The 22,899-nt window shown below is 59.1% G+C and carries 17 protein-coding genes; 13 read left to right on the forward strand and 4 right to left on the reverse strand.

Features of this window, described 5'->3' with window-relative positions:
• Positions 1-19 precede the first annotated feature (19 nt).
• Complete coding sequence (ydiJ, locus tag ACIPQ1_RS02875; RefSeq protein ID WP_446533553.1) at positions 20-3,082, forward strand: D-2-hydroxyglutarate dehydrogenase YdiJ; 3,063 nt, start codon at positions 20-22, stop codon at positions 3,080-3,082.
• A 172-nt stretch (positions 3,083-3,254) separates the two neighbouring features.
• On the opposite strand, the gene ACIPQ1_RS02880 is transcribed toward ydiJ, so the two are convergent.
• Positions 3,255-4,067 carry a molybdenum cofactor biosynthesis F family protein gene (locus ACIPQ1_RS02880; protein WP_446533554.1) on the reverse strand — a complete coding sequence of 271 codons (813 nt, stop codon included), beginning with the start codon at positions 4,065-4,067 and terminating at the stop codon, positions 3,255-3,257.
• Between the two features lie 125 nt (positions 4,068-4,192).
• Positions 4,193-5,158 (reverse strand): transcriptional regulator FeaR, encoded by a 966-nt coding sequence (gene feaR, locus ACIPQ1_RS02885; protein ID WP_122568349.1) that lies wholly within the window; start codon positions 5,156-5,158, stop codon positions 4,193-4,195.
• A 226-nt stretch (positions 5,159-5,384) separates the two neighbouring features.
• Here feaR and ACIPQ1_RS02890 point away from each other — a divergent pair, with 226 nt between their 5' ends.
• The 5 genes from ACIPQ1_RS02890 to leuD all read left to right on the forward strand — a co-directional run bounded on the left by ACIPQ1_RS02890 (position 5,385) and on the right by leuD (position 11,761).
• Positions 5,385-6,824, forward strand: a complete 1,440-nt coding sequence (locus tag ACIPQ1_RS02890; protein ID WP_240998518.1) for an APC family permease — start codon at positions 5,385-5,387, stop codon at positions 6,822-6,824.
• Between the two features lie 48 nt (positions 6,825-6,872).
• Positions 6,873-8,174: an NAD(P)/FAD-dependent oxidoreductase gene (locus tag ACIPQ1_RS02895; RefSeq protein WP_411387261.1), complete on the forward strand. Its 1,302-nt coding sequence runs from the start codon at positions 6,873-6,875 to the stop codon at positions 8,172-8,174.
• Positions 8,175-8,252: 78 nt separating this feature from the next.
• Positions 8,253-9,569: a hypothetical protein gene (locus ACIPQ1_RS02900; protein WP_354336563.1), complete on the forward strand. Its 1,317-nt coding sequence runs from the start codon at positions 8,253-8,255 to the stop codon at positions 9,567-9,569.
• 158 nt (positions 9,570-9,727) lie between these two features.
• Entirely contained in the window at positions 9,728-11,149 is a 1,422-nt protein-coding gene (gene leuC / locus ACIPQ1_RS02905) for a 3-isopropylmalate dehydratase large subunit (RefSeq protein WP_122568352.1), read from the forward strand.
• A gap of 3 nt (positions 11,150-11,152) precedes the next feature.
• Positions 11,153-11,761, forward strand: coding sequence for a 3-isopropylmalate dehydratase small subunit (gene leuD / locus ACIPQ1_RS02910; protein ID WP_122568353.1), 609 nt, complete (start codon positions 11,153-11,155; stop codon positions 11,759-11,761).
• A gap of 36 nt (positions 11,762-11,797) precedes the next feature.
• Here leuD and ACIPQ1_RS02915 read toward each other — a convergent pair whose 3' ends face one another.
• Positions 11,798-12,724 (reverse strand): LysR substrate-binding domain-containing protein, encoded by a 927-nt coding sequence (locus tag ACIPQ1_RS02915; protein ID WP_250961442.1) that lies wholly within the window; start codon positions 12,722-12,724, stop codon positions 11,798-11,800.
• 291 nt (positions 12,725-13,015) lie between these two features.
• Here ACIPQ1_RS02915 and ACIPQ1_RS02920 point away from each other — a divergent pair, with 291 nt between their 5' ends.
• From ACIPQ1_RS02920 to ACIPQ1_RS02930, 3 genes are all read left to right on the forward strand, one after another.
• Positions 13,016-14,431, forward strand: a complete 1,416-nt coding sequence (locus ACIPQ1_RS02920) for an acyclic terpene utilization AtuA family protein (protein WP_411387262.1) — start codon at positions 13,016-13,018, stop codon at positions 14,429-14,431.
• The gene (locus ACIPQ1_RS02925) at positions 14,428-14,736 is read left to right on the forward strand and encodes a DUF4387 domain-containing protein (RefSeq protein WP_250961440.1); all 309 of its coding nucleotides are present in this window, start codon (positions 14,428-14,430) and stop codon (positions 14,734-14,736) included. Before ACIPQ1_RS02920 ends, ACIPQ1_RS02925 begins: the two co-directional genes overlap by 4 nt.
• A 78-nt stretch (positions 14,737-14,814) precedes the next feature.
• The gene (locus ACIPQ1_RS02930) at positions 14,815-16,188 is read left to right on the forward strand and encodes an MmgE/PrpD family protein (protein ID WP_411387263.1); all 1,374 of its coding nucleotides are present in this window, start codon (positions 14,815-14,817) and stop codon (positions 16,186-16,188) included.
• A 50-nt stretch (positions 16,189-16,238) separates the two neighbouring features.
• Here ACIPQ1_RS02930 and ACIPQ1_RS02935 read toward each other — a convergent pair whose 3' ends face one another.
• Entirely contained in the window at positions 16,239-17,444 is a 1,206-nt protein-coding gene (locus ACIPQ1_RS02935) for a citrate synthase (protein ID WP_250961438.1), read from the reverse strand.
• A 261-nt stretch (positions 17,445-17,705) separates the two neighbouring features.
• On the opposite strand from ACIPQ1_RS02935, the gene ACIPQ1_RS02940 reads away from it, so the two are divergent.
• The 4 genes from ACIPQ1_RS02940 to ACIPQ1_RS02955 all read left to right on the forward strand — a co-directional run bounded on the left by ACIPQ1_RS02940 (position 17,706) and on the right by ACIPQ1_RS02955 (position 22,898).
• A complete protein-coding gene (locus tag ACIPQ1_RS02940; protein ID WP_250961512.1) occupies positions 17,706-18,995 on the forward strand; it encodes a CitMHS family transporter in 1,290 nt (429 codons plus the stop codon).
• An 84-nt stretch (positions 18,996-19,079) separates the two neighbouring features.
• Complete coding sequence (locus ACIPQ1_RS02945) at positions 19,080-20,477, forward strand: OprD family outer membrane porin (protein ID WP_411387264.1); 1,398 nt, start codon at positions 19,080-19,082, stop codon at positions 20,475-20,477.
• A gap of 28 nt (positions 20,478-20,505) precedes the next feature.
• Complete coding sequence (locus tag ACIPQ1_RS02950) at positions 20,506-21,534, forward strand: phosphoglycerate dehydrogenase (protein WP_446533555.1); 1,029 nt, start codon at positions 20,506-20,508, stop codon at positions 21,532-21,534.
• Positions 21,531-22,898: an acyclic terpene utilization AtuA family protein gene (locus ACIPQ1_RS02955; RefSeq protein WP_250961435.1), complete on the forward strand. Its 1,368-nt coding sequence runs from the start codon at positions 21,531-21,533 to the stop codon at positions 22,896-22,898. Before ACIPQ1_RS02950 ends, ACIPQ1_RS02955 begins: the two co-directional genes overlap by 4 nt.
• Position 22,899: the final 1 nt, after the last annotated feature.

The raw sequence follows: 22,899 nt of genomic DNA on the forward strand, positions 1-22,899 counted from the left end.
CAGCCTGTAGGAATACATCATGATTGCCCGGTTATCGCCTCCTGATCCCCAGAAAGCGACCTATGACGCTTTTCTAAACGCGCTCCAAGGGGCGGGGTTTCAAGGCGAGATTGCCCGCGACCATGGCGACCGGACGGTATTGGCCACCGACAATTCCATCTACCAGCGCCTGCCTCAAGCGGCGGTGTTTCCCCTGGATGAACAGGACGTGATGATCCTGTCACGCTTGGTCGCCGACCCCGCGCACCGTGCGGTCGTGCTCACGCCACGTGGTGGAGGCACCGGCACCAACGGCCAATCGCTCACCGACGGCGTGGTGGTCGACCTTTCCCGCCACCTGAACAACATCCTGGAGATCAACGTCGAGGAGCGCTGGGCCAGGGTACAGAGTGGCGTGGTCAAGGATCAGTTGAACGCAGCGCTCAAGCCCTACGGTTTGTTTTTTGCCCCCGAACTCTCGACGTCGAATCGCGCCACCATCGGCGGCATGATCAACACGGACGCGAGTGGCCAGGGGAGCTGCACCTACGGCAAGACGCGCGATCATGTGCTTGAGCTTTCGACGGTATTGCTGGGCGGTGAGCGTCTCACCAGCTCAGCGGTCGACGCGGCGCTGTTGCCGGCGCTGCTCAACCGCGAGGATCGGGTGGGCGAGGTCTACACGTGCGCGGTGGACATCGCCGATACTCACGCCGAGCTGATCAGGGACACCTTTCCGACACTCAACCGCTGCCTGACCGGTTATGACTTGGCCCATCTGCGCGAACCCAATGGGCGTTTCAATCTGAACAGCGTTCTTTGCGGCTCTGAAGGGTCCTTGGGCTTCATCGTCGAGGCCAAGCTGAACGTCCTGCCCATCCCGAAATATTCCATCCTGGTGAACGTGCGTTACGCCGGGTTCATGGACGCCCTGCGTGATGCCAAGGCGTTGATGACCATGAAACCGCTGTCGATCGAGACGGTGGATTCAAAGGTACTGATGCTGGCGATGAAGGACATTGTCTGGCACGGCGTCGCCGAGTATTTCCCTGAAGACCCCGATACGCCGACGCTGGGGATCAACCTCATTGAGTTCAGCGGGGATGACGAAGCGGCGGTTCAGCAGCAAGTTCATGAGTTCGTCCTGCACCTGCAACGCGATACGTCCGTTGTCCGCTTGGGTCACACCTTGGCGATTGGCGCCGATGCGCTCAAGCGTGTCTATGCGATGCGCAAGCGTGCCGTGGGCTTGTTGGGTAACGTCAAGGGCGAGGCCAGGCCCCAGCCCTTTGTCGAAGACACCGCGGTTCCGCCTGAAAACCTGGCGGACTTCATCCAGGCGTTCCGCGCGCTGCTCGATAGCCATGACTTGCAGTACGGCATGTTCGGTCACGTCGACGCCGGCGTCCTGCATGTGCGCCCGATCCTCGACATGAAGGATCCCGCCCAGGCCGCCTTGATCCGGCCGATTTCCGATGCGGTCGCGGCCTTGACGCAACAGTATGGCGGGCTGTTGTGGGGCGAACACGGCAAGGGCTTGAGGTCGCAATACGTGCCCGATTACTTCGGCGATTTGTACCCGGCGCTGCAAGCGCTGAAGGCGGCTTTCGATCCCTTCAACCAACTCAACCCAGGCAAGATCGCCACCCCGGACACGGTTCCAGACGCTCGACTGACCCGCGTCGACGAAGTGGAGCTGCGCGGTGCCCTGGACCGCACCATTGATGAACGTGTCTGGCAAAGCTATGACACGGCGGTGCATTGCAATGGCAATGGCGCGTGCTACAACTTCGATCCGGATGACGCCATGTGCCCGTCCTGGAAAGCCACACGCAATCGCATTCACTCGCCCAAGGGGCGCGCCTCGCTGATCCGGGAATGGCTGAGGTTGCAGGGCGAGCAGGGTGTCGATGTGCTGGCGGCCAGCGATCGGGTTCGAGGGGCTGGCAGGAACCAGGGTGTTGCGCGTCGGGCCGTGAACAGCCTGGCCCGGAAGATGGGCCAGGCGGATTTTTCCCATGAAGTCTACGAAGCGATGACCGGTTGCCTGGCCTGCAAATCCTGCGCGGGCCAATGCCCTGTCAAAGTGAATGTGCCGGAGTTCCGCTCGCGTTTCCTTGAGCTTTATCACAGCCGCTACCTGCGTCCTCTCAAGGACTACCTGATTGGCTCATTGGAATACACGGTGCCGTATCTCGCCAAAATGCCGCGCCTGTACAACTTCGTGATGAGTGCCCGGCCGATCCGCTGGGGGCTCGAACGAGTAGCCGGGATGGTCGATAGCCCGCTGCTCAGTTTGGTGGATTTTGCCGCCGTGTGCCGGCGCTGGAACGTGGAGGTGGCAACCCCTGCACGCCTGGAAACGCTTAGCGCTGAGCAGCGGGAAAAAAGCGTCATCCTCGTTCAGGACGCGTTTACCCGTTTTTTTGAAACGCCATTGCTTGTTGACTGGGTGGATCTGATTTCGAGACTGGGCTACAAGGTTTTCCTGGCCCCGTACGCGCCCAATGGCAAACCGCTTCAGGTCCAGGGTTTCCTGAAGGCGTTTGAGAAGGCTGCCAGCTTCAATGGCCAGTCCTTGCTCAGCCTTCAGCAGTACGGGATTCCATTGGTGGGACTCGACCCGGCGATGACCCTGGTCTATCGACAGGAGTACGCCAAGACCCTGGAAACCGGTAACGCTCCCCAGGTGATGCTTGCGCAGGAGTGGTTGATTGATGCGCTGCCGGAACATGCAGTTGTGGAGGCGAGCGAGCCTTATCACTTTCTGCCGCATTGTACGGAGAAAACCAACGAGCCGGGCAGCATCGGGCAATGGCAGAAGATTTTCCAACGCGTGGGCCTGACGCTTCAAGTGCAAGCCAGCGGCTGTTGCGGGATGTCGGGCACCTATGGGCATGAAACGCGAAATGCTGGAACGTCTGACACGATCTATGGACAGTCCTGGAAGCCGCTCCTGCAGAAATTCAATCAGTCGGGCAGGGTGATTGCCGATGGGTATTCCTGCCGCAGCCAGGTGAAGCGGCAAGAGGGTGTGGCGGTGCTTCATCCATTGCAGGTGCTGTTGGCGCGAGTGAAAGCGGTGTCACTCGAACGCGGATAGGTGCGAGTGACAAACCCGTGGCGAGGGAGCTTGCTCCCGCTGGGCTCTGTAGGAGCTGGCGAAGCCTGCGATCTTTTGATCTTTTGATCTTTTGATCTTTCGCTTGAAATTCAAGTGTCAGGGGGAAGATCGCAGCCTCGCTTCGCTCGACAGCTCCTACACATTCGTACGTTCAAAATGAAGCAGGGTACGCCGTCTCGTTCAGTACCGTCGCCTTCGAACCAAAGGTCAGGTGGATCAGCTTTCCGGGCTTTGGGTCCCAGCAAAAGAAGCGTCCGATGGAACGCATTTGCGCGAGATCCACGACGATGACCGATTCCACGGGCATGATCGTTTCGGTCCAGAACAACACGTAGAGGTCATCGGCAACGTCGAAATAAGCGCAACGCTCGACATCGGCCATGCCTTTTTCCGCGCCGTTCACGCAGTGCCAGGCCATGGTTTGCGCGCCGAAATAGACGTGCTCATACCAATCGTCCGCGCTGTAGCGGTACAGCACGCGCTTACCGACCAGGCTGGATGCCTGGAGAATGGGCGAACCACCGGGCTTGCCATCGACCACGGCGGTGACGAAGTCGGTACGGGTGCGTTTTTCACTCCCACGATTGTAGAAGGCGGAGACCGCCGCCAGCACGTCGCCGGTCTCGTATTTCCACACCAGCGTGGCCGACTCCTGGTGTTCGGGTTTCAGGAATTCGACGAAGAAAATGCCGGGCCGTACTTCCACCGCTTCGTAGGTTTCCGTTTCGGATGCGCCGGTGCCTTCGCCCTCGAGGATGGTCCAGGTCAACGTCGTGTCATCGACAAAGTGATGCTCGATCAGCCAGCCGTTTTCGAAGCGAAGGTTGGCTTTTTTTCCAGCCAGGAATGGGCTCGGTGGGTATTTGTATTCATTGAAACCATCGGCCATTTCTTCCAGGGTTGGCCAGTCTTCTTCTGGCACGAAAGGCTGGTTCTTCAATGCTTGTTCAATTTGATAGCTCACAACGCTTCCTCGATTTCACGGCCGGTGCCGATTGAGGTTTCATGCTAGGAGCGGGGGGCTATCAATGTCTTGGCGCAGGGTGCCATCGCTTGTGCTGGAGTGACACATTGCCGACAACGCCGAGATCACCTGTATTCGTCTGAATGCTGATAGCGATAGTCGCGAGGAGAAATGCCGAATCGCGCCTTGAACGCCTTGGAAAAATGGCTGACGTCGTTGAAACCCCAGGCGTAGGCAATGGCGGTGATTTTTTCCTGAGGGGCAGCCTGACGGATGGCCTCGGCGCAGTGTTGCAGCCGCTGTTCCAGGATGTAGCGTCCCATGGTGGTGTGCTGTTGGGCGAACAACCGGTGCAGGTTCCTGACCGACGTGCCGATGGCTTCGGCCAGGCGCTCGGGAGACAGTTCGCTGTCGCGCAGATGCCGTTCGATCAGGACTTTTGCCTTGACGAGTTTCTGTGCCTGGCCACTGGAATGCTCACCGTCGTGCGCGGCGCTGACACCGGGCCGCAACAGCATCAGCAAGGCGTCGAACAACGCTGCGGTTTCTTCCGGTTGAAGGCTGGCGGCGTCGAACAAGCGCTGGGTCATCAGGCCGGCCATGCTGCCAAGGGCGCTGTTGGCAGCCAAGGGCCGATTGAACAGCAATTGCCGCTGTCCCAGGCGTTGCCGCAGCGCCTGACGGGGAATGATCAGGGACATCTGGTCGCTCAGGCTATCGAAATAAAAATCGCAGGGCTGGGTGATGTCCAGCAGCACCAGGTCACCCTTGCCGAGCCGGGCCCTATTGTCAGCCTGGCACATCGATGCACTGCCACCCACTTGTAAGACCAGGTAGAAGAAATCCTTGTCGTCGGCGCGAATGTCGCTGTGGGCTCGGTGCAGGTGCTGACAGTTGCTGATGATGCGCGAGCCGTCCAGCGCAGGGTGGGGGCCGATCAAGTTTTTCATCGCGCCGGTGAAACTCGCCAGACCCGGTCCGGCCGGCGGTTCTGCATGAAAGGTGCCGCATTTTTCGCCAAGGTCGTGATGCCAGGCTTCGAACCCCTGGGGGCCCTGGTAGAGCGGCTCTGCTTGCCAAGCGTTATGCATCGTGACCTCGGCTGCCGGCTGAGCGCCGGTTTTGTTTTTATGGTTGGATCGACCGTCGGCAGGTTTCCGGCGATAGAAGCATTTAGTAACAGGCCTGTTGAAAAGGCAAGCATCCGCCCAGCCATGGCAGTGACAGACATGTGCACGACATTCTGAACCATGTCCTTGCCCGTACAGAGGGGCGCTTAATGGACGTGTGCTTCTTACTCGGCTGGAGTCTATTCCCGTGGATACAACGTATAACAATACCCAGGCCTCGGCTTCGCACCTGCAAAAGACCCTGCGCTGGACGGACGCATTCGCGCTGTCGATGGCGGTGTCGGGCTCGATTTTCGCCTCTTTCGGCTTTGCCCTCGGCGCACTCGGCCCGGTCGCGGCCTTGTTGCTCTGGGTCGGTTCGGCCGCCATCGGTGCCTGTCAGAACTGGATCTTTCTTGAGGTCAGCGCGATGTTTCCCGATAAACCCGGCGGCATCGCGATGATCGCGGCTGAAGGCTGGCGCAAGCGCTGTGCCTGGGTCGGCCCTTTGGCCGCGTTCGGCTACTGGTTGGGTTGGTCGGCGGTGCTTTCCATCATCGGCGTCAGCGCCGGCGCGCTGATTCAGGCCCAGTGGTTTCCCGAGCAGACCTGGAGCCTCGACACCGGCCTGGCCAACATCGGTCTGGCGCAGTTGATCGGGGCGGGCTTGATCCTGATCTTCTGGCAATTCAACCGGCGTGGCATCCATTTGGCGGCATCGATTTCCAAATACATGGGGGCGCTGTTGCTGGTGCCGATCCTGGTGCTGGCGGTCGCACCGTTATTGGCCCATGGCTGGAGCCTGGACCGGTTCCAGTCGGCCTGGCAGGCGCAAGAGGCGTTTAACTGGGGATCGTTGCGCACCGCGTTGGTCTGGCTGTTCTTGATCAGTTGGAGCGCCTACGGCACGGAGATGTGCGCGGCCTTCGGCCCTGAATACCGCAGCCAGCGGGATATGCGCCTAGCGTTGATGAGTTCAGGCGGTTACACCGTGTTGGTGTTTGCCGCGGTGGCCTTCGGCTTGGGTGGCTTGGTGGATCCGCAAGCGGCCCTGGAAAACCCCAGCGGTTTCTACATCGGCGCTTTTAACGCCGTGCTGGGCTCGGGCTGGAGCAGCTTTTTTGTCGCCACGTTGTTGGTGGGGCTGTTCATGGGCCTGAATGCGGCATTGGCCGATGGCTCGCGGGCGCTGTACGGAACGGCGTTGGAAGGGCTGACCATCAAGCAATTGGGCGTGCTCAACAAGCATCAGGTGCCGGGACGTTGCATGAGTGTGGCGGTGGTGGTGAACCTGGCAATGATCTTTTTCCTGTCTTCGCCCCTGGCGATTCTGGTGACGGCCAATATCGGTTATCTGATCGCCATCTTCTTCGCCCTCTCGGGGTTTATCTGGCTGCGCAAGGACGCGCCGTTGCACCCGCGTCCGGTGCGCCTGGGGCGCGGCTGGCTGGCGGTGGCCTGGTTGTTGAGCCTGTTCACCGCCGTGGTGGTCGTGGTTGGGGCCGCCTCGGCCGAACTGGCCGGTTATGGCGGTTTGAAAGAAGTCTTGATCGCCGTGGGCATCCTCACGTGTTCGCTGCTGCTGTATGCCTATCGACGCGTCGTCCAGGACCGTGTGCCAGCCTTGCCGCCGGTATCCCAGCATTGAACTGCATCGTATTGACAATAATAAAAGCGCTGACCAAGAGGAACACCCATGTTGTCCGTTGAAACACCTACGACCTATTACACGGCTACCCGCAAATATGATTTGAAATTCGATGATCTGGAGCAGGATCTGGAAGCCGAAGTGGTGGTCATCGGAGGCGGATTCTCCGGCATCAATACCGCGCTGGAACTGGCCGAGCGCGGAGTGACGGACGTGGTCGTGCTGGAGGCCCGCTACCTGGGTTTTGGTGGCTCGGGGCGCAATGGTGGACACGTGATGGCCGGGATCGGCCATGACCTGGAGAAGATTCGCAAAAGCGTCGGGGAGGAGGGACTCAAGGCGATTTTCGAGATCAGCGATCTGGGCGCATCGATCATCCAGAGCCGCATCCAGCGTTACCAGATTGACGCGGATTTCTGCCATGGCTACGGCTACCTGGGTTTCAACAAGCGACAGGGGCGCCTGCTGCAGGTGTGGGAAAAGGAATACAAGCAGCTCAATCCGGAGCATGAGATTGCCTACCTCGAAGGCGCCGAAGTCAGGAACATCGTCGGCTCCGATGTGTACAGCTGTGCCCTCAAGCATATGGGCAACGGTCACATCCACTCGCTGAACATGCTGTTGGGGGCGGCCAAGGCCCTGGTGGGACTGGGAGGGCGCATTTATGAAAACACCCCCGTGCTTGAAGTGACTTACGGCGACACCATCACCTTGCGCACGGCGAAGGGATCGGTGCGGGCAAAAAAAATCCTCTGGTCCTGCGGCGCATTTCTCGACCGCTTGGAACCCGAGCTGCACAAGACGATGGTCAGCACCTACGCCTTTCAGTTGGTGACGGAGCCGCTGCCGACCTCGCTGATCGAGCAGATCAGCCCGATCCGTGGGGCGTTCAGTGATATTCGCCCGGTGATCGAGTACTACCGGGTGACCAATGAAAATCGTCTGCTGTTTGGTTCCGCGACGCGCCTGCTGGAGTACATCCCCAACGATTTGAAGGTATGGAACCGCCATCTGATGCTCAAGGTTTTTCCGTACCTTGAACACGTGAAAATCGACCTGGCCTGGGGTGGGCCGATGGAGTGCAGCGCCAACCTGTTCCCGCAAATCGGCACGCTGCCTGGGCGCAATAACGCTTATTTCGTCCAGGGTTACTCGGGCTTCGGCGTGACACCGAGCCACGTGGTCAGCCGTGTCATTGCCGACGGGATGACCAGCGGATCGCGGCATTGGGATGTGATGAGTGCGATCCCGCGAACTCGTATTCCTGGCAAGGACCATTGGCGAAACTTGATCTGCACACTCGGAAAAGTCAGTCACCAACTGGCGGGCTACCGCAACGGTCGCCGCTGACACCGCTTTATCCCTGACCTGACCAGCGCCGCCTGGCGGCGCCCACTGTTTCTCCTTTCTGACATCGGAGTTCGGCCTATGCACGCCTATAAAAAAACAATCGTTGTGCTTTCGCTCACCTGCGCCGCTGTTCCAGGGCTGGCACAACCGCTCTACAACAATGGGACAACAGAAGTCGATGCGCGCCTGCTGGCGTTGGCTGGTGCCTTCTACAGCCGTGAAAACTACTCGCAGTCTGGGACCCGCGGTGAGGGTTCCAGCCGCTGGCAGGAAGCGGTGCTGCAATACGGCCTTGATGCGCGCCATACCCTCGACGCCGGTTCGCAACTCTATGGCTCGTTGAACTGGGTCAGCTCCGCGACCTTTGGCGATGGCGATCCGGCGGGTTGGACCTCTGGTGACGAACGCACGACAAAAATCGAAGATGCCTACGTGGGCTGGCACTCTGGCACGCTGTTCAGCGCCTTGGGCGAGAATGGCGTGGACCTGTCGGTCGGCCGGCAAAATATTGTGATCGGCGACGGCTTTCTGGTCAGTGGCGATGCCCTGAACTTGGGCAAGGAATTTCTCGACGGCCAGGCCAATCGAGGCGGGGCTTACTACCTGACCGGTCGCAAGGCGTTCGACCGCACGGCCGTGCTGCGCTTGGGTGGCCAGCAAGGCTGGCGCGGTGACCTGATGTGGCTCAAGTCTGACAACCCGGCCCAAGCCAGTCCGGAACTGGCGGTCGGTACGCTGGAACATGTCAGTCCCCAAGGCACCCTTGGCCTGACCTACCTGAACGTCACCGACACTGACCAGACCATGGCCGACATGCTGTTTCCCGACCGTAAGGGCATGCAGCTCTATAGCGTGCGAGGGCAAGGCAATGCCGGTGTTGCCGGGTTATTCCTGGCGGGTGAATACGCCTGGGAAGACAAGGACAACGCCAGGGAGAACGCCTGGTACCTGGAGGCCGGCTGGACCTTTGCCGACCTGCCCGGCACGCCTTCGATCAACTACCGCTACAGCCGTTTCTCAGAGGGCTACGACCCGCTTTTCTATGGAAACGGCCGGGCGCTGGGCACCTGGTTCCAGGGTGAAGTCGCGGCCAACTATGCGGGGCCGTTCAACAGCAACGCGGCCGTGCAGCATCTGGGTTTGAAGGTCACCGCCGCCGATGACCTCAAGCTGGGGATGTTGCTCTACACGTTCCGTACGCTCGATACTCGCCGTGGCCAGCTTGACGCCGATGAAGCGGATATCTATGCCGAATGGGCGATCGACCCGCACTGGACCCTGATGCCACTGGTCGGTCTCTACAAGCCGAAGCAGAGTTCGGCGAGCGGCGGGACGCAAGTGGGCAATAGCCGCGCCAATCTTTATGGTCAGGTACTGGTGGCGTGGGCGTTCTAATTCAATGATGACTGCATGACGCTGGCGGAAGCTCGGTGTCTGAACACGCTGATTGTTCACGAATCGTGTTTCATACCATTACCTGAGGGCCATTGAAGGGTTTTTCATTGCGAATATTCTTTGTTCATCCGTGACCCGGCACAACAGAGCGCATCGCAATGAACAGCCCTCGTACCCTCTACCAGAAACACATCGACAGCCACACTGTCGCTACCCTGGACGATCAAGGGCATGTATTGCTCTACATCGACCGCCAGGTGGCTAACGAATACACCAGCCCTCAAGCCTTCAGCGGGCTTCGCGAGGCGAAGCGTGATGTCTGGCGCCCTCAGGCCACGCTGGCGGTCGTCGACCATGTCAACCCGACCACCCCGAGTCGTGTCGCTGCCATGCCCGACGCCGGCGGCGCCTTGCAGGTCGCATATTTCGAGGAGAACTGTCGGGACTTCGGCATCGAGCTTTTCGATGTGCTGGACAAGCGCCAGGGGATTGAACACGTGGTCGCGCCGGAGCAAGGCTTTATCCTGCCTGGCATGGTGGTGGCCGCGGGCGACAGCCATACCACGACCTATGGCGCCCTGGGTGCGTTTGGTTTTGGTATTGGCACCTCTGAAATCGAGCATTTGCTGGCGACGCAGACGTTGGTCTACAAGCGCCTGAAAACCATGCGCGTCACGGTCACCGGTACGCTGGGCATGGGCGTCACCTCGAAGGACATCATCATGGCGCTGATCGAGAAGATTGGCGCGTCAGGCGCGACCGGGTACGCCATCGAGTTCGTCGGCCCGGTCATCAGCGCATTAAGCGTCGAGGCGCGGATGACCATGTGCAACATGGCAGTGGAGGCCGGCGCCCGGGGAGCCTTCATGGCGCCCGATGGAAAGGTCTATGACTACCTCAAGTCCAAGCCGCGTGCGCCTCAAGGCGAGCACTGGGATGTCGCCGAAAAAAAGTGGCGCGAACTCTTCACCGACGAGGACGCGTTGTTCGACAGGGAAGTGCGGGTGGACGTGGATGCGTTGGAGCCGATGGTGACCTGGGGAACCAGCCCGGACCAGGCGTCGCCTGTGGGTGGCAAGGTTCCAGACCCAGCGACCGTCGCCGATCCGATCCTGCGCCAGGGCATGCAGCGCGCCTTGACCTACATGGGGCTGGAGGCCGGCATGGCGTTGAGTGACGTGCAGATCAGCCATGCCTTCATCGGCTCGTGTACCAACGCGCGCATCGAAGACTTGCGTGACGTCGCACGGGTGGTGAAGGGCAGGAAAGTCGCCTCGACAGTGCGGGCGATGATCGTCCCCGGATCAACTCTGGTGCGTGCCCAGGCTGAGGAGGAAGGCTTGGCCAGGATCTTCCTCGAGGCCGGTTTTGAATGGCGCCAGTCCGGATGCTCGATGTGTCTCGCCATGAACGATGACGTGCTTGCTCCGGGCGATCGTTGTGCGTCCAGCACCAACCGAAATTTTGAAGGTCGTCAGGGGGCGGGCGCACGCACTCACCTCATGAGCCCGGCGATGGTTGCCGCTGCAGCCATCCGTGGTCGCCTGACGGACGTACGCCTATTGGCCGAGGAGGCTTGAGCCATGCAACCTTTTGAGATCGTGACTGGAAAAGCCGCGCCTTTGCTCGCCTCCAACATCGATACCGACGTCATCATGCCCAAGCAGTTCTTGAAGGGGATCGATCGAAGTGGCTTGGATAAAGGTGTGTTTTTCGATCTGCGTTTTCTTGAGTCCGGCGAGCTCAATCCAGACTTCGTCCTCAACCAACCAGCGTGGAGCGGGGCCAGTTTCCTGGTGACCGGGCCCAACTTTGGTTGTGGTTCCAGCCGCGAGCACGCGGTATGGGGGCTCAAGCAACTGGGGATTCGTGCACTGATCGGGATAAGCTTTGCCGGTATCTTCTATGACAACTGTCAGCGTAACGGCGTGCTCGCGATAGAACTTTGCGAATCGCAGCTACAAAGACTGGCTCGCGTAGTAAACAATGGGGCCACCGCGACCATCAGCGTCGATCTGCCGAACCAGCGGATTTGGCTAAGTGAGGGGTCGGTCATCGAATTCCCCATTGATGCGCTACGCAAGCAATCGTTGTTGTCGGGGCTGGACGCTATCGGCGCGACCTTGCAGCGGGCGGCGCAGATTCGTGATTTCGAAGCGCGTCACTACACAGAAAATCCGTGGCTGAACTGAGTTCCCAAGCGCCTGCCAGCTGCGGCTGCCGGGCGCTCAAGCGAGGGCGAGGGTTCTGAAATGCTCTTCGAAGAATTCGATACAGACCCTTAGCTTGGCGGACTGGCTGACCCGCGTCGGGTAAATGGCCCAGACATCGGCGCTCTGGGAATAGTCAGGCAGCACGTGGACCAGTTGTCCACTTTCAAGCAGGGGCTTGACGTCCCACAAGGAGCGCAGAAGGATGCCTGCGCCACTCAAGGCCCAGCGCAACACAATCTCGCCACTGTTCGATGACAGCGGGCCGTTGACGCGAATGGACTCTTCAACGCCGTCTTTTGTCAGGTTCCAGATGCCAAAGGCGTTGTTACGCTCCTTGAGCACCAGGCAATCATGCCGGGCCAGATCATCCAGGGACGTCGGGATGCCACGTTTTTCCAGGTACCCGGGGGTTGCACAGAGCACCCTGCGGTTACTCACGAGTTTTTTTCCCAGCAGTTGTTGAGGGAGGTCGTAACCCACCCTGATTTCAAGATCGAAGCCTTCGTTGACGATATCGACCATGCGATCAAACACGTCCAGGCGAATCTCCAGTCGAGGGTACAACTGCGACAGCGCGGCGATCGCGGGCGCGACGTGGTTGCGGCCAAAACCGAAAGAGCTGCAAATGTGCAGGCTCCCCTGCAATTGTTGGCGCGAGTCGGTCAACTCGCTGATGAAGTCGTCCATATCCCCCAGCAGTCGCGTTGCGAAGACGCGGACACGTTCGCCGTCGTCGGTCAACGCGACACGCCGGGTCGTGCGATGCAACAGCTTCGCGCCCAACGCGGCCTCAAGGACGGAGATCCGCTTGCTGACATAGGCCGGGGAAAACCCCAAGGCCTCGGCAGCATTGCCAAAGCCATTTTTCCGGATCACGGCGAGGAATACACGGAGGTCCTCCGGCAACAGGGATTGTTCTCGAGGGTGAGGCTTGCGTCTCATGGTCTGGATTATTCCAATCATAATTGTCGGAGTCAGTTTGCGATGTAGGCGCCAAGCGTTCATGCGCTGCAATGAACATGCCCATCGATGGCGCCCCCCAGGCAAGTTTTTAACACACCGGCTTGAAAATAAAAAATGGGTCTGGCGCTCTGGCGCGATATTAATCGGGTTATGCCTGGAGTGCCAAAGTTACAGTGTGTTTGTTAATGATATATGGATAAATTCTGTCCACTTGTCAGCGCAATTGCAGCCATTATTATTGGCGCACTGAGTGATCTGAAAGAGGTTGTCATGGCGCAGTTATTTGAAGGTTGCGTAAAAGTGATCGTTCCCTGTGGTTCTTTGGGGGCGGGTGTTCGAGAAGAAGAAATTGCTTATGGATTGGCTGCTGGCGCGCAAGTAATCGCCACGGACGCAGGTTCAACGGATAGCGGCGCGGCCTATCTTGCACTTGGAAAGTCCAAGAACAACCGAGGCGCAGTAAAGCGTGACCTGACGATATTAATGAAAGCGCAGGCGCGATCCGGCGTACCGATCATTGTGGGGACCGCTGGGCAAGCGGGCGGTGACCTCAATCTGGACTGGACCCGTGATATCGCCTTGGAAATCGCCAAGGAGTTGGGCGTATCGCCGAAAATCGCACTTATCTACTGTGAGCAAGACAAGGACATCATCAAGAAGCTCAATGCCGAAGGTCGTATCAAACCGCTCCCGCCTCATGCCGAGCTGGAGGATACAACGGTGGACAGCTGTGAACACATTGTCGCGGCATTGGGAGTAGAACCCTTTATCGCCGCCCTGGATGGCGGTGCCGATATCATATTGGCCGGCCGCGCGACCGACACCGCCGTCATCGCCTGTTATCCCATCTGGAAAGGCGCGCCCTGGGGGCCGTCCTGGCATGCCGGCAAGACGGGCGAATGCGGCGTGCAGTGCGCCGTCAACCCCACGCTTGGATCGGGGATCTTGCTGAGTATTGATGCCAATGGCTTCGAAGTGGAGCCGTTGAGCCAGGACAACCAGTGCACGCCCCATAGCGTCTCGGCCCATATGCTGTATGAGAACAGCGACCCGTTCCGGTTGGTGGAGCCTGGCGGTATCTTGAATGTTGCCCAGGCGCGTTATGCCGATTTGAATGGGCGTGCCGTTCGGGTAGAAGGCTCACGCTGGGAAACGATGCCCTACACGATGAAGTTGGAAGGGGCCGCCGCCGGTTTATATCAAACGATCATGTTGGTGGGCATCCAGGACCCGGATGTGCTCAACGATGTCGATGGGTTTCACGATCGGCTGCTGGAAGCGCTTTACACAAGAGCCCGTCAGTCCATTCCAGCCGAAGAGTTGGGTGAGTTTCATATTTCCTTGCGGATGTATGGATGGAATGGTGTCACCGGGGTCAAGCCGCCTGTCGGAACATTACCGCCAACTGAGATAGGCATGTTGTTTGTTGCCACTGCTGCGACTCAGGAAATAGCCAATACCATTGCCCATGCGTGCAATCCTTACTTCTTTCATTACCCCAGTGTCATGGGTAAGGAATTACCTTCGTATGGATTCGCCTTTACACCGGCGGATATACCCCGAGGCCAGATTTATGAGTTCAAGTTGAACCATGTGGTGCAACTTGAGAATCCCATGGCGTTGGTACGTCTTGAATGGATCGATTTGTCGGACACGCCAATGGCGATGAAGGAGCTTGCACAATGATCAAGTTGCGTGATGTTTGCCGGCATGTCCGTTCCAAACAAGCGGGGCCGTTCTGGATTACGTTCGATATCTTTTTCAGTGGCCGCGAAAATTTCGAGCGTTATGCCGATTGTGCCGCACTTTCCTCGGCGCAATTTGCCAGGCTCTACGGCACCGATCCCGAACGGGTCAAGCGCATTGCAGTGCCGGACCTGGAAATGGTCAAGATTTCTTATCCCCGTGCAACGCCACAAGGCGGCATGGTCGAGCGTGACATGCATGCCGGCCAGCAATACGTCCGCTTGCTTGACGTGGTCATCGACTGAGACGGCGACACCGCGTCGCGCCTTGATCTGTTCGCCTCATGGACGAGGACCGGTCCACCTATTCAACCCGAGGTACTTATGACGGACTCGACCGTAGCGATGCGGCTTGCACGCTATGCCCATGCATTCAGAAAACAGCACCTGCCCGAAGCGATCATCCACCTCGTACGCCAGCGCTTTATCGACAGCCTGGCGTGCGTGCTGGGTGCCTACGGAGCTGACCCGGTAAAGGCCGCGGTGTGTTACGCCGCCGCCAATCGCGCCAAATCATCCAGCGTATTCGGCACGCACCTGCAAACGACCCCGGAAATCGCGGCGTTTACCAATGGCCTGATGGTTCGTTTCCTTGACTATAACGACGGTTATATGGGCCTGGAGCCTGGCCATCCCAGTGACAACATCCCAGCCTGCCTCGCGCTGGCGCAAGCTGAAAACGCAACCGGGGCGGAACTGATGTCGGCCATCGTCCTGGCCTATGAAATCCAGATGCGTTTGCAGGATGCGGCCAGCTTGAACAAGCGGGGCTGGGACCACGTCAATTACATCAACGTCGCAATGGCTGCGGCGGCTGCCAACCTGATGAAGCTGGACGTGGCGCAGACGGAGCAGGCGATCAACATTGCCGTGAGTGGTCACTTGGCCATGCGCCAGGTGCGCAGTGGAGCATTGTCCGACTGGAAGGGCTGCTCCGCCGCGAACGCCGCGCGCAACGCCATTTTCGCCGCCCAATTGGCGCGCCATGGCATGACGGGACCGTCGCCGGTGTTTGAAGGTGAGATGGGGTTCTTCAAGCTGGTTTCGGGTTCGTTCGATCTGGATACCCGTCGTTTCGGTACGCCGGACAATGGCGACTATGCCATACGGCGCTCGTTGACCAAGACATTTCCCACCAATGGCGAGCTGCACACCGCCGTCTGGGCTGCGCTGGATATCCGCAAGCGTATCGATGGCGTAGAAGATATCGCCGCCATTACGATCGCAACGTCTGAATTCAACCGGCGGGTGTTGGCCGATACGCCTGAAAAATGGTTGCCGAAGACCCGGGAAACAGCAGATCACAGCCTGCCCTACAACGTGGCTCGGGCCTTGCTCGATGGCGACATCACGGTGGATTCGTATCGCCCTGAAAAGATTGCCGACCCGGCGGCGATTGCCTTGATGGACAAGGTCAGTGTTGTCGAGGATCCGGCGTTGACCGCACTGTTCCCGCGGCATCTTGCCAACCGTGTCTGCGTGACCCTGATGTCCGGCGAGCAAGTCGTGAGTGAGATGATCACCGGGCCCGGGTCAGTCGAAACGCCGATGACCGATGGCGATTTCGAACGTAAATTCCGGCGCATGGCCATGCCGCATATCGACGCATCGGCACAAGCTGAAGTGCTCGGCTTCGTTGCTGGTCTCGAAAAGCAGACCGAATTCACCTCGCTGTTTGCGGCGATGGCCGTTTCATAGCCAGTCTGTCGCTCCAATGGGCGCTTCCCAGAGGCGCGACCGAGCGAGGATTAACGGCGGGCGGTCTCGCTCGCCGTAGGCAACGTCCCTACGTAACGAGCGCGAGGACGGGCGTCGTGGTGCTGGTTATATTGCTCGCTGGCATGGGCTATCCAGCCGATCAGGCGACCGATCCCTGCCAATGAAATTTCCTGTCCATGCAGCCCTAACTTCTGGCCGATGAAGCTCACCAGCAGGATGAATTCCGGTGGGTACGCCACGAGTTCCGAGGCCACCGCAAACGCTTTTTGCAGTTTTGCGAATTCGCTGTCGCCCTCGAAGACGGCCGTCAACGCCGCCATGAGATTGCTGGCGCGCGGATCGTTGATGGCATGCACATTGGGGCCAAACCCGACGATGTGGCCGTCCTGGCTGTAGCGCTGCAATATAGGTCGCGCAGGGTCTACAGCGGTGCAGATTTCCTCGATCATCCTGCTGGCGGCTTCATTTCTTCCAAAAGCGATTCTGTGGCCCCGGGCTGCGGCAAGTCCGGCAATGACCGCGTAGTAGGGGGTGGCGCCGGTCGTGGCGGCGACACGCACGCTATGGGCGGTGTGGTCCAACTCATGGTCGATACTGAGGATCAGCAGGCGGCGGATCAGGTCGGCGTACGCCGGTGGGGCGCCGCAGGCCTGGGTGATGAATTCATGCAAGGGTTGCGTGCTCGGACCGGTGGCGCCCACCACCAAGGCGGCAAACCATCGGACGACATCGGCGCCAGTACGCGCGTAGCTGTCCGTGGAAAGGTCGAAGGCCTTGGGGTTTTCTCTTTGGACCAATGGGAAAAGCGCGATGGCTTTTTCCTGGGCGGACATGTGTTCGTAGATGTTCAGCAGCTTGACACTGTCCCTCGGTGCACGGGGCAGTGACGTGCCGAACGCAGACGGCACTTGCCAGATCAGCTCGGCGACGTCTTCAACCGTTGCGCGGTCAGCGAGCTCGACGACGTCATGGCCCCGGTAAAACAGGCCATCATCGGTGATCAGCGTAATGGCGCTGTCCGACGGCGACGAGCGCTTGGGCGCGTGCTTCTCTCCCGCCGGACGCTTGACCAGGCGCTGGATGTCTTCGGCCCAATAACGGCGCTTGGGCGTGCCCGGGATCTTGAGGGAGCGGATATTTTTGCGGCTGACGTAGGCGTACAGCGTTGGCAGGCTGATTCCGAGTAGGGCTGCCGCCTCTTCTGCCGAAAGGTAGAGGTCTTCTTGTTCTGGCATGACGAATCCGAGCAGGTTGATTGGAAAGGCGTACATATTTATTAAATATACGGTCATTTCGTCAATGTCTACAAAGCAGCAATTTTTTCTCTGTTGCGTCTTGAGTCATTTGTCCAAACCGACGCGGTGAATGGCGAATATTGACGAAAAAAATCAAGATTTACAGGCTTTCACCCCCTATGTAGATTTCGAGTGTGCAAAAAGTTGTTCACATTGATTTTTGATGGCGTCGATAACAATAAAAACGAAAAGGTGAAACGCATGGCTTGGTTAGGTTTCGCAATGGTCGTCACGTTTATGGCATTGATCATAAGCAAGCGACTGTCCGCTGTGACGGCACTCATCCTCATTCCGGTTGCTTTCGGGCTGGCCAGTGGGGCAGGGCCGGAACTGGGTGGGATGGTGATGGGCGGCGTCAAGCAAGTAGCGCCCACCGCACTGATGTTGATGTTTGCAATCCTGTATTTCGCAATCATGTTTGACGCCGGGCTCTTCGAGCCGGCGGTACGGCGGATTCTGCGGTTTGTCGGCAATGATCCTCTTCGCGTTGTGTTGGGCACCGCACTGTTGGCCACTGTGATCTCGTTCGATGGGGATGGCGCGACGACGGTCTTGATCGTCACCACAGCGTTCCTGCCGCTCTATCTGCGCCTTGGGATGAACCCGCTCATTCTGGCGTTGATGCTCCTGCTGACCAATACCGTGGTGAACCTGATTCCCTGGGGAGGGCCGGTCGCTCGCGCCGCCAGTGCCCTCCATCTCGATGTGGCGGACATGTTCCTGGGCCTGGTACCGGCCATGTTCGCGGGGCTTGCCTATGCATTCGTCGTCGCGTTCTGGATCGGCCGCAAGGAACGGCGCCGCTTGGGCTGGACGCCCGGTCACCAAGACGTTGCACCGCAGGAGGTCGCCTTGCCGACCGTGCAATCCGAAACGCAGCGGCCGAAGCTGTTCTGGATCAACCTGGCGCTCACCGCCGGGCTCATGTACGCCATGGCGACAGGGCTGGCACCTTTGCCCATGCTGATGATGGTGGGTTTTTCCCTGGCGCTGCTGATCAACTATCCACGCCTGTCGGAGCAGAAGGCGCGGGTGGCGGCTCATTCTGAAAGTGTCCTGATGGTCATCGCCCTGATCTTCGCTTCAGGTGCGTTTACCGGGATTTTGTCAGGCACCGGAATGGTCGATGGCATGTCGGGGAAAATCGTCCAGCTGATTCCCGACGGCGGCGGACAATACTTCGGCATCATTACCGCACTGGTGGCTTTGCCGCTGAACTTCCTGTTGTCCAACGACGCGTTCTTCTTCGGCATCTTGCCGGTACTGGGGGCGGCGGGGGCCGAGTATGGTATCGACCCGATGCATATTGCCCGTGCGTCGGTGTTGGGGCAACCCGTCCATGCACTCAGCCCATTGGTCGCCGCGGTGTATCTCATCAGCGGGATCATCAAGCGCGACATGGGTGATATGCAACGCTATTGCCTGCTCTGGGCCATAGGCAGCAGCCTTGTCCTGATTGTCACGGCGGTAATTACCCGGGCGATTATCTGATCAGTTAGTTCTCTGCGCCGAAGTTTCAAGGACGCCAGCTCGCGTCTGCTCACGTCAAAATAAAAATAATAGATGAGGTGGTCGATGAAATCGATTAACGCCGTCGCTATGACGTTGCTGTCGACATTGTTTGTGTCTGATGTTTGTCTTGCGGCAACCATCAGTAATCCCGACAGGTTCCAGCATGAAGGCAAGTTGAATGCTTATCTTCGCTCGATGTATATCAATACGCGGATATCCAACGATTTGATCGAAGATCGTTTTGGTGGTTTTCCGGACGGCGCCGAGTTGGGCGGGACAGGGGTTGGTGCGATCCTCGACTATAACTCCAGTTACTGGGCCGGCGTTGTAGGGTTTGATGCCTCGTTGTATGGCGTGGCGATGATCGACTCCAAAGACAATGGGCGGGATTTGTTCGACGACACCGATGGCACTAACGGTGGCTTTGCAAAAGTCGGCCAGGGTTATTTCAAGTTGCGTTACGAGGGCGACGGCTGGAACGCCGATTCGCAAATAGGCCGGGGCCGGTTCGATGCGGGGACGTTGGTCACGCTCGACACTCGGATTGTGCCGGGATCCTATCAAGGAGGCCGGGCCCACCTGAACTTCACCGAGATGGGCATCGGCCCGCTGCCCGGTACGTTGGGGTTTGAAACCGCCTACATCAACCGCACGTCTCCTCGGGACCGGGAAGACTTCGAACACCTGCTGAGCCAGTCGGGCGAGGAAATAAAGGACCTTTACACCTACGGCATTAAATACGATTTGAAGGCCATCGAACTGGGTTATGACCATGGTGTATCGCGGGACTTCAATGAGAACACCCGTTATGGTCTGACCCTGAAAGCCCCCCTCGGCGATAAAGCCGGCATTGTATTGGACACTCAATATTATGAATTTGAAAAAGCCGGGCGAATCTGGGAGCGCGATTGGCAGGCCGGCGAGGCCGCTTATGACGATGACGCGACGTGGCTGAACATCAATGTGGGTTTATTGCTCGATAAGCTTCGCTTGGGCGTTTCATTTTCCGAGACAAAAGCCGAGTTGACCAACGGACAACTGGGCTACGCCTATTTCGATCATGGCGATAACGTCGACGGCAAGATGGACGCCTGGACACGTTCCGGAAACGACTTTAATAACGACGGCGAACGCACCTGGCAAATAGGCGCCGAATATGACTTGAGCGGACATTCGTTATTAGGCGCTTCGCTGGACGGTTTTAAAGTCATGACCATTTACAAGCAAGGTGAGTTTGACGCCACGGACCCTTTCAGTGGCCGACGCACCGACGTGCGCGAACGGCAGAACGAATACCGTCTTTATTATCGCTTCGACGAAAAGGAATATGCCGGACTTTCCGTGGGTTTGATTTACATCGATTACCGAATCGACCAGGACTTTGTCGCCTTGGTGTCCGCCCAACCCGACAACGTCGTGACTGGCTCGGAAGCCCGGGTGTACCTGGATTACGCATTTTGATTGCCGGACATATATCGAGAGGCCAGAGATGTCTAAACCTCGCCACACCCTAGTGGTTACACAGCGGTTTTTCGATGCAAAAACCGTGCACTTCCTGAAGAGCCACGGCTGTAATGTTGTTATTGCGCAACTGGCTCAGGGGCAAGCGGATGGCGACCTGGGCGAACGCCAGTTGCTCGATCTCCTGGAAGACGCCGACGGTTGGATCGTCGGCCACGCGAACGTTACGTCGAGCCTGCTGAGCGGGCTCCCGCGCCTGCAAGTCATCGCCCGTCGTGGTGTGGGCTACGAGCGGGTCGATACGGCGGCGGTGGCGGCGGCAGGGAAGGTGGCGACCATCGCCATCGGCGGTAACGACGCCAGCGTCGCAGACCACACCGTGGCGTTGATGCTCGCCGTGTGCCGTCAGCTCAAACGCTGCCAGTTGGGGTTGTCGGCCAATGACTGGTCGATTCCCTTGGGAGGCGATTTGTACCGCAAGACCGTTGGCGTTGTCGGCTTGGGCCGGATTGGCCGGGGTGTACTGCAGCGCTTGTCCGGGTTCGAAGTCAAGCCGCTGATCTACACCCCTCATCCAGACAACGCAGAGGTCGAGGGTATCCCCCGAAGTTGTTTTGTCGACCTGGAAACGCTGCTCGAGGAAAGCGATTTCATCACCCTCCATGCACCGCTCAACCGCCACACCCATGGGCTGATCGATAGCCGTGCGCTGAAGCGGATGAAGCCTTCCGCGGTGCTGATCAATACCGCGAGGGGTGGGCTGGTGCGGGATGCGGATCTGCTGTGGGCCCTGCGGGAAAACCGGTTGGCCGGGGCAGGGCTCGACGTATTCGAAAGCGAGTCGGAGCCGGTGCTTTCGGCGGTGACTGAACAACTCATCCAACTCCCCAACGTGATCGTGACGCCCCATGTCGGCGCCTCCACGGTCGAGGGACTCAATCGTACCAATCTGATTGCCGCTCAATGTGCGGTGGCTGTACTGGAGGGGCGTAGCCCGCCTGGCCATTGCGTCATCGCTGACGGACGTCGCTCTACAGACTTGAAGGAGAATCCATGAATACCCCGATTAAAGTGCTGACGCCAACGGGCGCCATTGGCACCGGTTTCCCACGGGCGGCGTTTGACCAGGCGCTGCTGGAACGACCGGACGTGATTGCAATGGACGCGGGGTCTACCGACTCTGGTCCCCATTACCTCGGCACCGGCACGACCAAGGCTTCGGCCTCGATACTGCGGGCCGAGTTGCGTGTGTTCATGCAGGCGCGGGCGGAACTGGGCATCCCGCTGATTATCGGCAGTTGCGGCACCTGTGGTTCCGACGCAGGGGTCGACCTGATGCGCGGTCTGTGCGAGGAAATCGCCGCCGAACTCGGTCAGGCCGTGCGCATCGCGAGCGTCTACAGCGAGCAACCGGCAAGCGTGGTGAAACAAGCGTTGGCGCAGGGACGCATCAGACCCTTGCAACTCGATCACATCGACGATGCCTTGGTCGAACGCTGCTCGCGCATTGTCGCGCTGATGGGCGTAGAGCCCTTCATTCATGCGCTTGAAGACGGCGCGGACATCATCCTGGCAGGGCGTTCCACCGACACGGCGGTGATGGCTTCGCTGCCCATCCTGCGCGGGGCCCATCAGGGCGCCGCCTGGCATGCCGGAAAGATCCTGGAGTGCGGCGCGTCCTGCACGACCACGCCCGCCAACGCGGTGGTAATGGCCGCGATCGACGACACGGGATTCACCATCAAGGCCATTGGTGAGGGCGCCCGGCTCACCCCGCGTTCGGTCATGGCGCACATGCTGTATGAAAACAGCAACCCCCACGTACTCGTCGAGCCCGGCGGCGTACTGCACGTGGAGAGGGCGGTCTACACCGCGTTGGACGAACAGACCGTGCGAGTCGAAGGTTCGGTCTGGACGCCAAGCGAAGACTACACCGTCAAGTTGGAGGGGGCGGCGCCGTGCGGCTTCCAATCGGTGGTCATGAGCATTGTCCGGGATCCGGAATACGTCGAGCGCTTCGATGAGTGGCTGGCCTATCTGGATTCGGTCATGCGTCAGCGGATCGAAAAGCACCTGGGCATCGGCGCCGATGACTATGACTTGCAGTTCCGCGCCATCGGCAAGGATTCAGCGTTGGGATCGCTTGAGTCACGGGTGGGCACGCCCGTGGAAATCGGCGTCATGGCCATCGCGACGTCGGCGACCGCCGAGCGCACCCAGGACATGGTCGCGCTGCTCAATCCTTACCTGCTGCACTTTCCGTTGCCCGGCGACAAAGACCTGCCCACCCACGCGTTTCCTTTCTCGCCGGCCTCGATGGACCGGGGCGTGGTGCATGAGTTCGTGCTCAGTCATGTGATGGTCGTGGCGGATCCGTTGGCACCTTTCCGGTTTGCTATCAAGACAGTCGAGGGCGCGTGAG

It is taken from the genome of Pseudomonas sp. LARHCG127 (genome assembly GCF_052871455.1).

What these genes read in the sequence shown, in the direction of transcription:
- ydiJ (WP_446533553.1), top strand. Translation starts at nt 20, where the DNA reads ATGATTGCCCGGTTATCGCCTCCTGATCCCCAGAAAGCGACCTATGAC.
- feaR (WP_122568349.1), bottom strand. Translation starts at nt 5,158, where the DNA reads ATGCATAACGCTTGGCAAGCAGAGCCGCTCTACCAGGGCCCCCAGGGG.
- ACIPQ1_RS02895 (WP_411387261.1), top strand. Translation starts at nt 6,873, where the DNA reads ATGTTGTCCGTTGAAACACCTACGACCTATTACACGGCTACCCGCAAA.
- ACIPQ1_RS02900 (WP_354336563.1), top strand. Translation starts at nt 8,253, where the DNA reads ATGCACGCCTATAAAAAAACAATCGTTGTGCTTTCGCTCACCTGCGCC.
- leuC (WP_122568352.1), top strand. Translation starts at nt 9,728, where the DNA reads ATGAACAGCCCTCGTACCCTCTACCAGAAACACATCGACAGCCACACT.
- leuD (WP_122568353.1), top strand. Translation starts at nt 11,153, where the DNA reads ATGCAACCTTTTGAGATCGTGACTGGAAAAGCCGCGCCTTTGCTCGCC.
- ACIPQ1_RS02915 (WP_250961442.1), bottom strand. Translation starts at nt 12,724, where the DNA reads ATGAGACGCAAGCCTCACCCTCGAGAACAATCCCTGTTGCCGGAGGAC.
- ACIPQ1_RS02920 (WP_411387262.1), top strand. Translation starts at nt 13,016, where the DNA reads ATGGCGCAGTTATTTGAAGGTTGCGTAAAAGTGATCGTTCCCTGTGGT.
- ACIPQ1_RS02925 (WP_250961440.1), top strand. Translation starts at nt 14,428, where the DNA reads ATGATCAAGTTGCGTGATGTTTGCCGGCATGTCCGTTCCAAACAAGCG.
- ACIPQ1_RS02930 (WP_411387263.1), top strand. Translation starts at nt 14,815, where the DNA reads ATGACGGACTCGACCGTAGCGATGCGGCTTGCACGCTATGCCCATGCA.
- ACIPQ1_RS02935 (WP_250961438.1), bottom strand. Translation starts at nt 17,444, where the DNA reads ATGCCAGAACAAGAAGACCTCTACCTTTCGGCAGAAGAGGCGGCAGCC.
- ACIPQ1_RS02940 (WP_250961512.1), top strand. Translation starts at nt 17,706, where the DNA reads ATGGCTTGGTTAGGTTTCGCAATGGTCGTCACGTTTATGGCATTGATC.
- ACIPQ1_RS02945 (WP_411387264.1), top strand. Translation starts at nt 19,080, where the DNA reads ATGAAATCGATTAACGCCGTCGCTATGACGTTGCTGTCGACATTGTTT.
- ACIPQ1_RS02950 (WP_446533555.1), top strand. Translation starts at nt 20,506, where the DNA reads ATGTCTAAACCTCGCCACACCCTAGTGGTTACACAGCGGTTTTTCGAT.
- ACIPQ1_RS02955 (WP_250961435.1), top strand. Translation starts at nt 21,531, where the DNA reads ATGAATACCCCGATTAAAGTGCTGACGCCAACGGGCGCCATTGGCACC.